Origin of the sequence: Proteus sp. fly-1089 (genome assembly GCF_040138965.1) — a bacterium.
In the GTDB taxonomy this organism is placed as follows: domain Bacteria; phylum Pseudomonadota; class Gammaproteobacteria; order Enterobacterales; family Enterobacteriaceae; genus Proteus; species Proteus vulgaris_B.
In genome coordinates this window covers 1-13,238 of record NZ_JBEETS010000005.1, presented here as the reverse complement: position 1 = coordinate 13,238, position 13,238 = coordinate 1, and the positions used below count along the sequence as shown (strand labels likewise).

The following is a 13,238-nucleotide window of genomic DNA, read 5'->3' as shown; positions in this document are numbered from 1 at the left end:
ACCGTGTTTGACATTGGTTTTAGTCAGCTGCTATTGGTCATGGTGATTGGTCTTGTTTTTCTGGGGCCAGAACGTTTGCCCGTAGCAGTAAAAACAATTGCTGGCTGGGTAAGGGCACTACGCTCTTTGGCTGCGAATGTACAAAATGAGCTAACTCAAGAACTCAAACTTCAAGAACTCCAAGAGAGTTTGAAGAAAGTTGAAGAGAAAGCAAATTTACAAACGTTATCGCCAGAGTTAAAAGCGTCTATGGATGAGTTAAAAGAGGCTGCACAGTCTTTAAAGCAGACTTATCAAGCACCTTCAACGCCAGACTCAACAACAGAGCAGTCTGTAAAAACCGACTCTACGGAACCTTCACCTTCTGATCTTGCTGCGCTTGTTGAAGCTGATGAAGTTAATGATGATGCTAACAGCCATAAACCTGTTGTGGCAGAAAGTGTTACAAAGACAGAAGTTCCTGTTACTAAAACAGTAACAATAGAGAAAAAAATAACTGATCAGGTCAATGGTGAGCATTAAAACATGGCAGTAAATGATACCCAACCACTGATCAGCCATTTAATAGAACTACGCAAGCGTTTGATGTATAGCTTGGTTTCTGTTTTAGTGGTTTTTTTAGGGCTGGTTTATTTTTCTAACGATATCTATCAATTAGTCTCGGCTCCATTACTCGATAAGTTGCCACAAGGGTCAAATATGAGTGCGACAGATGTTGCCTCTACTTTTTTGACTCCGATTAAATTGACAATCATGGTATCTGTTTTTGCTTCTGTACCTGTTATCCTTTATCAGGTATGGGCTTTTATCGCACCAGCATTGTATAAACACGAACGTCGCCTGATGTTGCCGTTACTTGTTTCAAGTACGGTATTATTCTATCTCGGCATGGCGTTTGCTTATTTTGTTGTGTTCCCTCTTGCATTTGGTTTCTTTGTTAATACAACCCCTGAAGGGGTTAACTTTATTCCAGATATCAGTAAATATCTCAGCTTCGTGATGACGCTCTTTATGGCGTTTGGTGCGGCGTTTGAAGTACCTATTGCGATTATCTTACTGTGCTGGAGTGGTGTAACAACCCCAGAAGCATTAAAGAAAAAACGTCCTTATATTCTTGTGGGTGCCTTTGTCGTTGGTATGGTATTGACGCCACCAGATGTTTTCTCTCAAACCTTATTAGCAATACCGATGTACTTACTGTTTGAAATCGGTGTCATGGTATCGCGTTTCTATGTGGGTAACGGCCGAAGAAAAACACCTGAAGAAGAAGCTGAGGAAGCAGAGGAAGAAGCTGAAACAGAACAGCAAAAATAGTTTTAGGAACAAGGTTCCTGGAATCATATGATATTAGCCCAGCAATAGCTGGGTTAACTTTTTCTAGGGGGACTCTTTTTTAAATTCTTTATTACTCACTGATTTTTTCACTTCGCTATTTAATATGTTTAAAAGCAAAATTGAGCGAGCCTCACCATCAGGTTCTTGATATATAGCTTGAATTCCTTGAAAAATACCCTCTGTAATCAATACACTATCTCCACTATGAGGTACATTTTCTTCACTATAAGTGAGTGATGAAAGTTGGGGTATTTGTAATGTATCAATCACATCTTGAGGAACAGTGACAGGATATTGCCCAAAGCGGACAAACGAGCTCACTCCACGTGTTGAGTTAATGGTTGTGGTATGGATCACTTCAGGATCAAACTCGATAAAAAGGTAATTAGGAAAAAGAGGCTCGGTTACTGCTGTGCGTTTTCCTCTTATTATTTTTTCTATGGTAACCATTGGTGTGAAACAGCCCACTTGCTGACGTTCTAAGTGTTCGATAGCGCGAGGAACTTGTCCTCGTTTACAATACAGCAAGTGCCATTTTTTCATAATAGAGACAATAAGTTAGTTAATTTTAATTTAAGTGATAATAGCAAATTTATAATTATGGTAACAGTCATCTATTGGGTTTAAGTAAAAATAGCCTAACGTGGTTTTATACTGGAAAAAAAATAGAAAAGCTGTGTTCATACGCAATAAAAGAGGTCGTTTTTGTTACTTTCAATTGGATCTCAGATAGAGGTAACAAGTTGACAAAAAAGTGATGGTAAAAACAAGAAAAAGCTTTCAAGATAATTATCTTAGAGTTCTATTCATAATTATAAAGAGGTTCTGTAATGGAAGTTTTTTTATTAAGTAACGGAAAAATTGCCGGGGATCCACGATGGTTAAGTTATGCGAAAGATAATATCGATAATATGATCAAAAAACGTGGTATTCGTTCTGCTGTATTAATTGCCTATGCTGTTATTCGTTCTGATCATGACCAACGTGCTCGTGATTTATCAGAAGTGTTAGGTATTGAAGTGACTTGTATTGAGCATTTCGATTCAGAAGTTGACGCAATCAATAATGCGGAATGTATTTTAGTTAGCGGTGGTAATACTTGGTTATTAAACCAAATGCTACATGAAAAAGGATTAGTTGTTCCTATCCAACGTGCTGTCCGTGAACGTAATATTCCTTATATTGGTTGGAGCGCAGGTTGTAACGTTGCAACCCCAACAATTCGTACAACCAATGACATGCCAGTACGTTCCTCTGTTATCATGCCATCACTTGGCTTATTCCCTGTTCAAATTAACCCACATTACATTGATGCTTCTATTAGTGGTCATATGGGTGAAACACGTGATGAGCGTATTGCTGAGTTTTGTGCTATTAATCCTGAAGAGATTGTTGTGGCTATCCGTGAAGGGAGTTACTTATATATTCATGGTGAAGAATTACATTATTACAGCGCTAAAAATGAAGGTTTTAAAATCTTCCAACATGGAAAAACATTTCCTGAACAGTTTGATACTAAATTACTTTCAGAGTGGGTTCCATTCCGTTGTTTATAAGTATAGTAAACGCTATCAAATAAAAAGCATTGCATTTTAGTGAGTTATGCGTTTAGCTTATAGCGTCTCAAAGAGGGCATTGCCCTCTTTTCTTTCACTCACTGGCTCGTAAGATTATGATGAAATACCGCGATTTAAGAGATTTCCTTTCATTATTAGAAGAAAAAGGTGAATTAAAACGTATCACCTTCGAAATAGATCCCTACCTTGAAATGACCGAAATAGCGGACAGAACTTTACGTGCCGGTGGGCCAGCGCTGTTATTTGAAAATCCCAAAGGGTTTGATATGCCAGTGCTTTGTAACTTATTTGGCACACCAGAGCGTGTGGCTATGGGAATGGGGCAAGATGATGTTAAAGCTTTGCATGAAGTCGGCAAACTATTAGCATTTCTAAAAGAACCCGATCCACCGAAAGGCTTTCGTGATCTTTTTGATAAGCTACCCAAGTTTAAGCAAGTTTTAAATATGCCAACGAAACGCTTGAGCAAAGCACCTTGCCAGGAAGTTGTTTTAACTGGTGATGATGTTGATTTAACAAAGATCCCTGTTATGCATTGTTGGCCTGAAGATGCAGCACCTTTAATTACTTGGGGATTAACGGTGACTCGTGGCCCACTTAAAGAGCGCCAAAATCTGGGTATTTATCGCCAGCAAGTGCTGGGTAAAAACAAAGTGATTATGCGTTGGTTATCGCATCGTGGTGGTGCTTTAGATTTTCAAGAATGGTGTCAAAAACATCCGGGTGAACGATTCCCTGTTTCCGTAGCATTAGGGGCAGATCCCGCTACTATTTTAGGTGCTGTAACACCGGTACCTGATACATTATCTGAATATGCTTTCGCAGGCTTATTGCGTGGAAATAAATCAGAAGTTGTAAAATGTCTTTCGAATGATCTTGAAGTGCCTGCAAGTGCTGAAATTATCCTTGAAGGTTACATTGAACCGGGAGAGCTTGCGCCAGAAGGACCATATGGCGATCACACAGGATATTATAATGAAATTGATTCTTTCCCTGTGTTTACCATTACGCATTTAACGCGCCGTAAAGATGCAATTTATCACTCCACTTATACAGGACGCCCACCTGATGAACCCGCAGTATTAGGTGTTGCACTTAATGAAGTGCTTGTTCCGATATTACAAAAACAATTTCCTGAAATTGTAGACTTTTATCTACCTCCTGAAGGATGTTCTTATCGTTTAGCCGTTGTGACTATGAAGAAACAGTATGCGGGTCATGCTAAACGCGTAATGATGGGAGTTTGGTCTTATTTACGGCAATTTATGTACACCAAATTTGTGATTGTTTGCGATGATGATGTCAATGCAAGAGATTGGAAAGATGTGATTTGGGCAATTACAACCAGAATGGATCCTGCGAGAGATACCATTATGATGGAAAATACGCCTATTGATTATCTCGATTTCGCTTCACCTGTTTCAGGATTAGGATCAAAAATGGGTCTTGATGCGACCAACAAATGGCCTGGTGAGACAGATAGAGAATGGGGTAGACCTATTGTGATGTCTGATGAAGTTAAGCAACGAGTCGATACTATTTGGGAACAGCTCGATATTCTTAAATAATAACAGAGGAACAACATGGCAATACTGAATTGTAAAGTCTCACTTGTTGAGCCGATGACAGATACGGTTTATCGGGTAAGGCTATTACCCGATGGCGAATTTGATTTTCAGGCTGGGCAATATCTTTTAGCTGTTATGGATGAACGTGATAAACGCCCTTTTTCTATAGCATCTATACCTGAAAATAAAGACTTTATTGAACTTCATATTGGTGCTTCTGAACTCAATCTTTATGCGATGGCTGTGCTTGATGTGATTTTAGAAAAACAGCAACTCACCATTGATATTCCTCATGGAAATGCATGGTTTAAAAAAGAGAGTCAGCGTCCTCTACTATTAATTGCTGGTGGCACAGGTTTTTCTTATACCCATTCAATTTTACTGGCAGCATTAGCTGAAAACCCACAGAGACCTATTACAATTTATTGGGGTGGAAGAGAAAGCATTCATCTCTATGATCTCAATGAATTACAAGAATTATCAGAGTTGCATCCTTCTTTAACTGTTGTCCCCGTAGTTGAACAACCTGATGAAACTTGGCGAGGCAGAAAAGGTACGGTATTAACTGCAATAAGCGAAGATTTTGGTGATTTATCAGAATATGATATTTACATTGCAGGGCGTTTTGAAATGGCCAAAATAGCCAGAGAGCGCTTTTGTAATGAACGTAATGCAGATAAAACACGCTTATTTAGCGATGCGTTTGAATTTATTTGATAACGTTTTTCCACGTTATTATCGATTTTGTTTTTAAAACCATAAAAAAACCCGCCCCTGACGGCGGGAAAATGGTTTCTAACCATGCAATCGAAAAGAAGACTTTCATAATGATAAGAACGTGGATATACAGAATATCGCATTAAACACGTTCTATAATCGTTGCAATGCCTTGCCCTAATCCAATGCACATTGTGGCTAAGCCAAATTGTGCATCTTTACGTTCCATAATATTGAGTAACGAGGTTGTTATACGTGAACCGGAGCAACCTAAAGGGTGTCCTAAGGCAATTGCACCACCATTTAAATTAATCTTGTCATCTAGATTTTCTAGCAAATTCATTTTCTTCATACAGGCTAATGATTGTGCTGCAAAAGCTTCATTGAGTTCAAAAATATCAATATCACTGAGTGTTAATCCTGCTTTCTTCAATGCAATTTCTGTCGCAGGAACAGGGCCATAACCCATAATTGCGGGATCGCACCCTGTAACAGCCATAGCACGAATAACAGCTCTAGGCTTTAAGTTGTGCTCTTTAGCATAACCTTCACTGGTGATAAACATCGCTGATGCACCATCCGAAACTGCGGATGAATTTCCTGCTGTTACAGAGCCAGTTACGGGATCAAATACAGGTTTTAGTTGTGCTAAATCATCAAGACTTGGGTTATAACGAATAACTTCGTCATTTTTAACATTAATGAAATTACCCTTTGCATCATGACCATTGATAGCCACTATTTCATTATCAAAATAGCCTTGTTGTGTTGCAAGAGCTGCTAAATGGTGAGAACGATAAGCAAATTTATCTTGGTCTTCACGTGAAATTTGGAATGATTTAGCTAACATTTCTGCGGTTAACCCCATGGAAAATGAGGCCTTAGCAACAGAAAGATTGAGAGATGGATTAAAATCCGCATTATAAGTCATTGGTACATGACCCATATGTTCAACACCACCAATTAATGCCACTTGGCTATCACCAAGCATAATTTGGCGAGCGCCATCATGTAATGCTTGCATTGATGAACCGCATAAGCGATTAACCGTGACAGCTGGCACTTTGTGAGGAAGTTCGGCTAATAATGCAGCGTTACGTGCAATATTGAAACCTTGTTCTAAGGTTTGCTGTACACAACCCCAAATCACATCGCCAATATCATTAGGATTAATATTAGGATTACGTTTTAGTAGTGCTTGCATCAGGTGAGCAGAGAGATTTTCTGCTCTAACATGGCGAAAAGCACCACCTTTAGAGCGTCCCATAGGAGTACGAATACCATCAATTATGACAACCTTTTCCATTTCATCTCTCCTTAAGCGAGTTCTCTGATGTTAACATCTACTTTTGTGGGTTTTGGATAATAGGTTTCGTTGTGTTGTGCTTTCTGTTTTAAGCTTTCAGGGATTTGATAAAGTGCCCCTAATGACGCATATTGCTGTGCATCTGCAACGAATTTTGCAGTTCCAATAGTATCGAGGTAACGGAATACACCACCACGGAAAGGAGGGAAGCCTAAGCCATATACTAGTGCGATATCAGCTTCGGCTGGTGAAGCAATAATACCTTCATCTAGACAACGAATAACTTCATTGATCATTGGGATCATCATGCGAGCAATAATCTCGTCTTGGCTAAACTCTTGTGCTTTACCCACATTTTGTTGAATGAGTGTTTGAATTTGCCCATCAACTGATTTCTGTTTTTTACCTCGTTTATCAACTGTGTAATTATAGAAACCATGATTATTCTTTTGCCCGTATCGCTGTTGTTCATATAACAGTGCAATAGTATCGCGTTCAATAGTTCCCATTCTGTCAGGGAAGCCTTGAGCCATAACAGCTTGAGCATGATTAGCTGTATCAATACCCACAACATCAAGTAAATAAGCTGGACCCATTGGCCAACCAAATACTTTTTCCATCACCTTATCAACAGCAATAAAATCAGCACCGTCTCTTAGCAATAGAGAGAATCCTGCAAAATAAGGAAAGAGGACTCGATTTACAAAGAAGCCAGGGCAATCATTAACAATAATCGGTGTTTTGCCCATTTTGCTTGCATAACTAACAATACGATTAATGGTCTCTTCACTGGTTTTTTCACCTTTAATAATTTCCACTAAAGGCATGCGATGGACAGGATTAAAGAAATGCATACCACAGAAATTTTCTGGGCGTTTTAAGGATTTTGCGAGCAATGAGATAGGTATCGTTGAGGTATTGGAAGCAAGGATCGCGTTATCTGCTAATAATGCTTCTGTTTCTGCAAGTACAGTTGCTTTTACTTTTGGATTTTCAACAACAGCTTCAACCACAATATCTGCATCGCTGACAGAGGCATAATTTAGTGTTGGTTGAATAGAGGAGAGTGTTTTCGCCATATCAACAGCGGTCATACGACCTTTTTCTTGGCGTTTTTGTAATAGGCTTAGTGCTTCATTCATACCCAGTTCAAGGGATTTTTGGTTAATATCTTTCATAATAACCGGAATACCTTTTAAGGCTGACTGGTAGGAAATTCCACCGCCCATAATACCTGCACCTAATACAGCTGCTTGTTTAGGTAATTCTGCATGCCGTTTTTTCGTAATATTTTTGACATACTGATCATTGAGAAAAATACCGACTAAGGCTTTAGCAACATCAGTGCGCGTGAGTTTGACAAAACTTTCGGTTTCAAGAGCAAGTGCTTCATCTCTATTTAAAAATGCTGCTTTTTCTATGGTTTTAACTGCGGTGATAGGCGCTGGATAATGAGAGCCAGCTACTTTCATCACCATGCCTTTAGCTACACCAAAAGACATCTTATGTTCAAGTTCTGTCAATCTTAATGGCGTTGTTTTCGGATAACGAGCGGCCTTCCAATCAATCTTGCCGTCAATGGATTGTTCTATTAGCGAAATTGCACTCTCTTTTAAGTTTTCCAGTGGAACAATAGCTTGGATCAACCCATTTTGAAGTGCCGTTTGAGCATCAACATCTTTACCCGCAGTAATAATTTCTAATGCATTATCGACACCAATTAAACGGGGAAGACGTACCGACCCACCAAAGCCGGGCATGATCCCAAGTTTGGTTTCTGGAAGACCAATGCGTAAATCAGGGGATGCAATTCGGAAATCGGTAGCAAGTACACATTCGCAGCCTCCACCAAGTGCATAACCATTGATAGCAGAGATGGTGGGAACTGGGAGATCTTCGAGTCGGCTAAAGATTTGATTAGAAAAGTGTAGCCACTGAGTCAATTCTTCTTCAGGGGCATCAAATAGGGATAAAAACTCAGTGATGTCAGCTCCGACAATAAAGGCAGGTTTTTCAGAACGTAAAATAACACCTTTTAGATCTTGTGTTGCCTCTAATACAGTTAAAGCTTCGCTTAGCATCGCAACTGTTTTGGTATCTAATTTATTAATAGAACCTTTGGCGTTAAAAACGAGTTCAACAATACCTTGTTTCACCCAATCGACTTGAATATTTTCGCTTTGATAGAGCATTTGTATTCTCCCTAAAAGTATAGACTGGTATGACCAGATAATAAGAGTGTGAATACAATGTTAAATAAATGCAAATAATTGATTAAAAAACTGCAAGGAGGATCACAGTGAAATTATTTAACTTGTTGAATTTTATATCGTTGCTCTATTTGATAAAAATAAGTGAGATAAATCGCTAATAATCTATTTTTGTTATGGCATTAGCTACTAAAAGAGTTGGCGTGTTAAGCTGAATCATTAACAATGAATAAGATAAGGTAATTAATAATGGAAAAATTGCTCTCTCTGTACCAAGAACATATCAAAACTCTACAAAATCGTACGCGTGATGCTTTATCCAGACACCATCTTGATTCCGTATTAATTCATTCTGGTGAGCCTATTCGTATTTTTCTTGATGACAGTGATTATCCTTTTAAAGTTAACGCACATTTTAAAGCATGGGTACCTGTGACTGATGTACCTCATTGCTGGTTATTAGTTGATGGTGTTAATAAACCAAAATTATGGTTTTATTCTCCAGTTGATTATTGGCATAGTGTTGAAGCACTACCAAGTAGCTATTGGACGCATGAAATTGAATTAATTCATCTCAAAAATGTTGATGATATTCAAAAAGAACTTGCTCCTTATATTAATAAGAATACTGCTTATATTGGGCCAAATACGCAACGTGCTGAATCATTAGGTGTGAGTATTGATAATATCAATAATCAATCTCTTCTTAATTATTATCATTACTATCGTGCCTATAAGACAGGTTATGAATTAGCCTGTATGCGTGAAGCTCAGAAAATGGCAGTGAATGGACATATTGCTGCACGCGAAGCTTTCCAAGCAGGATTAAGTGAATTTGATATTAATATGGCGTATTTAATGGCAACAGGTCATCGTGATACCGATGTACCTTATGGGAATATTGTTGCATTAAATGAGCATGCGGCTGTGTTGCATTACACAAAATTAGATCATGAATCACCAGATGAATACCGTAGTTTCCTTATTGATGCTGGCGCAGAATATAATGGTTATGCTGCTGATATAACTCGTACTTATAGCGCAAAAGAAAATCATGAATTTACGTCTTTAGTTAAAGATATGAATGATGCGCAACAAGCGCTGATCGCAACGATGAAAGCGGGTGTGCGTTACACAGAATACCATGTTCAAATGCATCAGCGTATTGCTGGATTGCTCAATAAATACGGTATTGTGAAAGGTGTTAGTGAAGAAGAGATGGTGAGTGCTGGCTTAACGACACCATTTTTGCCTCATGGTTTAGGACATGCTTTAGGTCTGCAAGTTCATGATGCTGCTGGGTTTATGCAAGATGATAAAGGAACTCATTTAGCTGCTCCTGCTATGTATCCATTCTTACGTTGTACACGTATTATTGAACCTGGCATGGTATTAACGATTGAACCTGGATTTTACTTCATCGATTCTTTATTAGAGCCTTGGAAAGATGGGAAATACAGCACTCATTTTAATTGGAAGCAAATTGAACACTTCAAACCCTTTGGTGGCATTCGTATTGAAGATAATATTATTATCCACGATAACAAAATTGAAAATATGACCAGAGACTTACACTTAGCCTGATGAAAGCGTATTTGATCCCCGCTGAAACTGTAGAGTTCAGTGAAGAAATAAAGAAAAGCCGTTTTATTACATTTATTGCTCACACTGAGGGCATTGATGCAGCTAAAGCCTATATTCAGTCTATCAAAGAGCAATTTCCTGATGCCCGACATCATTGTTGGGCTTTTGTTGCTGGTAGGCCAGATGATTCGCAACAATTAGGATTTTCTGATGATGGTGAACCAACAGGTACTGCGGGAAAACCTATTCTAGCTCCCCTCTTAGGAAGTGGAATGGGAGAAGTAACCGCAGTGGTTGTTCGGTATTTTGGCGGGATCAAATTAGGAACAGGCGGGTTGGTTCGTGCTTATGGTAGTGGTGTTCAGCAGGCATTAAAAATATTATCTACAAAGACAAAAGTGCCACAATTACGCTTTAATGTGGAGTGTGAATATTCACTTGTTTCATTACTTGAACAAGTCGTTGAACAATATCAAGGGCAAGTGCTCTCAAGTGAATATACTGATAAAGTCACATTTATCCTTTCATTGCCAGCTGTACATAGTGGTGAAGTGGAAATTAAACTACGCGATATGAGTCGTGGCAGTATGCAATTAATCCCATTAGATAAAAATGAATAATCTTTGCTACCAAGGAAATCGCTAAATGCATTTTCGTTCAATAACCCGTATTGTCGGACTGCTCGTTATCTTATTTTCTGTCACGATGATCATTCCTGGTATTGTCGCGTTAATATACCGAGATGGTGCCGGACGAGCATTTAGCCAAACATTTATTGTCGCATTGATCATTGGGTTAATGCTGTGGATCCCCAACCGACATAAGAAAAGTGAGTTGAAGCCTAAAGAGGGCTTTCTTATTGTGGTTTTATTTTGGACTGTATTGGGCAGTGTGGGGGCATTACCGTTTATTTTTTCTGAGCAACCACACCTTTCTATAACAGATGCATTTTTTGAATCTTTTTCTGGGCTTACTACGACAGGAGCTACAACCTTAGTAGGGCTAGATTCCTTACCTAAAGCTATTTTGTTTTATCGCCAAATGCTTCAATGGTTAGGGGGGATGGGGATCATTGTATTAGCAGTCGCTATTCTTCCTCTTTTAGGTGTTGGGGGAATGCAGCTTTATCGTGCAGAAATGCCGGGGCCATTGAAAGATAATAAAATGCGACCTCGAATTGCAGAAACAGCAAAAGCACTGTGGCTTATTTATGTCTTGCTTACCATCATTTGTGCTTTAGCATTATGGATTGCAGGCATGGATGTATTTGATGCTATTTCTCATAGCTTTTCAACTATTGCAATTGGTGGGTTTTCTACTCACGATGCTAGTATTGGTTATTTTAATAGCCCAACTATTAATATCATTATTGGTGTATTCCTCTTAATTTCTGGGTGTAACTTTGGCTTACACTTTGCTGTATTAACAGGAAGAAGTCTTAATATTTATTGGCGTGATCCTGAATTTCGTATGTTTATCTCAATTCAATTGGGATTAGTCATTATCTGTAGCGGTATTCTTTGGCTTTATTCTGTATATGATTCAGGATGGATAACCATAAATCAGGCCTTTTTCCAAGTTGTCTCTATGGCGACAACTGCTGGTTTTGCAACAGACAGTTTTGCACAATGGCCGGCATTTCTACCTCTTCTATTATTATGCTCAGCTTTTATTGGTGGGTGTGCGGGATCAACAGGTGGTGGATTAAAAGTGATCCGTATTTTACTTTTATTCTTACAAGGGAATCGTGAATTAAAACGTCTTGTTCACCCGAATGCAGTTTATACCATCAAACTTGGTCATCGAGCATTACCTGAACGTATTATTGAAGCCGTATGGGGATTTTTCTCCGCTTATGCTTTGGTATTTATTATTAGCTTAATGTTGTTGATCGCAACGGGGGTTGATGAGTTCTCTGCATTTTCTGCTATTGCAACAACATTAAATAATCTTGGGCCAGGACTAGGTATTGTCGCTGATAACTTTACGACAATGAATCCGGCTGCAAAATGGATACTCGTCGTAACAATGTTATTTGGACGACTAGAAGTTTTCACATTATTAGTTTTATTTACCCCAACGTTTTGGCGTGATTAATCTAATACAAGGAGTGATGTATGAGCGCGCTATTGTTGTATTGTAGTACTGATGGTCAAACTAAAAAGATAATGATACAAATCGCGAATGAATTAAGACAACACGGTTATGAATGTGATGTGAGAGATTTAACCTCTGTCCAGCAGAGTTTAAATTTATCTGCTTATAATAAAGTCTTAGTGGGTGCTTCTATTCGTTATGGTTACTTTAATAAAGCTCTCGATAAATTTATCACTCGCCATCTTGCACAATTGAATAGTATGCCGTCCGCATTCTTTGGCGTTAATCTTACGGCAAGAAAAGAAGAAAAGAATACACCTGAAACGAATGCTTATATGCGTAAGTTTCTAGATAAGACCCCATGGAAGCCAACATTAACGGGTGTATTTGCTGGTGCCCTTTTTTATCCTCGTTATAAATGGATTGATAGAGTCATGATCCAGCTAATTATGAAGATGACTAAAGGTGAAACAGATCCTACAAAAGAAATTGAATATACGGATTGGAATAAAGTAAGCGAATTTGCCTCTTATTTTGCCAAAATTGAGTGATATCCCACCTTTATTGTTGGGTTTTTATACGTCTTGTTGGTGTTTTGAACGAACGGAAAATTATTTTAAAAAAACACTTGCGCTAATCCGAGATCTCCCTATAATGCGCATCCACTGACCGGCGATGAGCAAACAACTAGCCACGCAGGACGGTGAAGAGAAAAGAAAAAAGTTTGAAAAAACTCTTGACTCTTCAGAGGAATAACGTAATATACGCCTCCTCGCAACAACGCAGAAGACCGGAAACGGCAGCGAATGTTGCACTGCTCTTTAACAAATTATCAGACAATCTG

12 protein-coding genes are annotated in these 13,238 nt (G+C 38.7%); 9 read left to right on the top strand and 3 right to left on the bottom strand.

Annotation, left to right across the window (positions count from 1 at the left end):
• The first annotated feature begins 3 nt into the window (after positions 1-3).
• The gene (gene tatB / locus ABN080_RS12050; RefSeq protein WP_349441159.1) at positions 4-522 is read left to right on the top strand and encodes a Sec-independent protein translocase protein TatB; all 519 of its coding nucleotides are present in this window, start codon (positions 4-6) and stop codon (positions 520-522) included.
• 3 nt (positions 523-525) lie between these two features.
• On the top strand, positions 526-1,314 hold the full coding sequence (gene tatC, locus ABN080_RS12045; RefSeq protein WP_072069490.1) for a Sec-independent protein translocase subunit TatC: 789 nt from the start codon (positions 526-528) through the stop codon (positions 1,312-1,314).
• A gap of 63 nt (positions 1,315-1,377) precedes the next feature.
• Here tatC and rfaH read toward each other — a convergent pair whose 3' ends face one another.
• A complete protein-coding gene (gene rfaH, locus ABN080_RS12040; RefSeq protein WP_349441158.1) occupies positions 1,378-1,878 on the bottom strand; it encodes a transcription/translation regulatory transformer protein RfaH in 501 nt (166 codons plus the stop codon).
• A 287-nt stretch (positions 1,879-2,165) separates the two neighbouring features.
• Here rfaH and pepE point away from each other — a divergent pair, with 287 nt between their 5' ends.
• The 3 genes from pepE to fre all read left to right on the top strand — a co-directional run bounded on the left by pepE (position 2,166) and on the right by fre (position 5,197).
• Positions 2,166-2,891 (top strand): dipeptidase PepE, encoded by a 726-nt coding sequence (pepE, locus tag ABN080_RS12035; RefSeq protein ID WP_072069488.1) that lies wholly within the window; start codon positions 2,166-2,168, stop codon positions 2,889-2,891.
• 119 nt (positions 2,892-3,010) lie between these two features.
• Positions 3,011-4,480 carry a 4-hydroxy-3-polyprenylbenzoate decarboxylase gene (gene ubiD / locus ABN080_RS12030; RefSeq protein WP_196554345.1) on the top strand — a complete coding sequence of 490 codons (1,470 nt, stop codon included), beginning with the start codon at positions 3,011-3,013 and terminating at the stop codon, positions 4,478-4,480.
• Positions 4,481-4,495: 15 nt separating this feature from the next.
• Positions 4,496-5,197 (top strand): NAD(P)H-flavin reductase, encoded by a 702-nt coding sequence (gene fre, locus ABN080_RS12025; protein WP_072069486.1) that lies wholly within the window; start codon positions 4,496-4,498, stop codon positions 5,195-5,197.
• 142 nt (positions 5,198-5,339) lie between these two features.
• Here the strand turns inward: fre and fadA are convergent, their stop codons facing one another.
• Both fadA and fadB read right to left on the bottom strand, forming a co-directional pair.
• Complete coding sequence (gene fadA, locus ABN080_RS12020) at positions 5,340-6,503, bottom strand: acetyl-CoA C-acyltransferase FadA (RefSeq protein WP_349441157.1); 1,164 nt, start codon at positions 6,501-6,503, stop codon at positions 5,340-5,342.
• Positions 6,504-6,514: 11 nt separating this feature from the next.
• Positions 6,515-8,695 (bottom strand): fatty acid oxidation complex subunit alpha FadB, encoded by a 2,181-nt coding sequence (gene fadB, locus ABN080_RS12015; protein WP_349441156.1) that lies wholly within the window; start codon positions 8,693-8,695, stop codon positions 6,515-6,517.
• Positions 8,696-8,962: 267 nt separating this feature from the next.
• On the opposite strand from fadB, the gene pepQ reads away from it, so the two are divergent.
• From pepQ to hemG, 4 genes are read left to right on the top strand one after another with little or no spacing between them, the layout of a single operon-like run.
• Complete coding sequence (pepQ, locus tag ABN080_RS12010) at positions 8,963-10,297, top strand: Xaa-Pro dipeptidase (protein ID WP_196554338.1); 1,335 nt, start codon at positions 8,963-8,965, stop codon at positions 10,295-10,297.
• Positions 10,297-10,917, top strand: a complete 621-nt coding sequence (locus tag ABN080_RS12005; protein WP_196554339.1) for an IMPACT family protein — start codon at positions 10,297-10,299, stop codon at positions 10,915-10,917. Before pepQ ends, ABN080_RS12005 begins: the two co-directional genes overlap by 1 nt.
• 25 nt (positions 10,918-10,942) lie before the next feature.
• Positions 10,943-12,394, top strand: a complete 1,452-nt coding sequence (gene trkH, locus ABN080_RS12000; RefSeq protein ID WP_072064491.1) for a Trk system potassium transporter TrkH — start codon at positions 10,943-10,945, stop codon at positions 12,392-12,394.
• Positions 12,395-12,414: 20 nt separating this feature from the next.
• Positions 12,415-12,945, top strand: coding sequence for a menaquinone-dependent protoporphyrinogen IX dehydrogenase (hemG, locus tag ABN080_RS11995; RefSeq protein ID WP_072069481.1), 531 nt, complete (start codon positions 12,415-12,417; stop codon positions 12,943-12,945).
• Positions 12,946-13,238 lie beyond the last annotated feature (293 nt).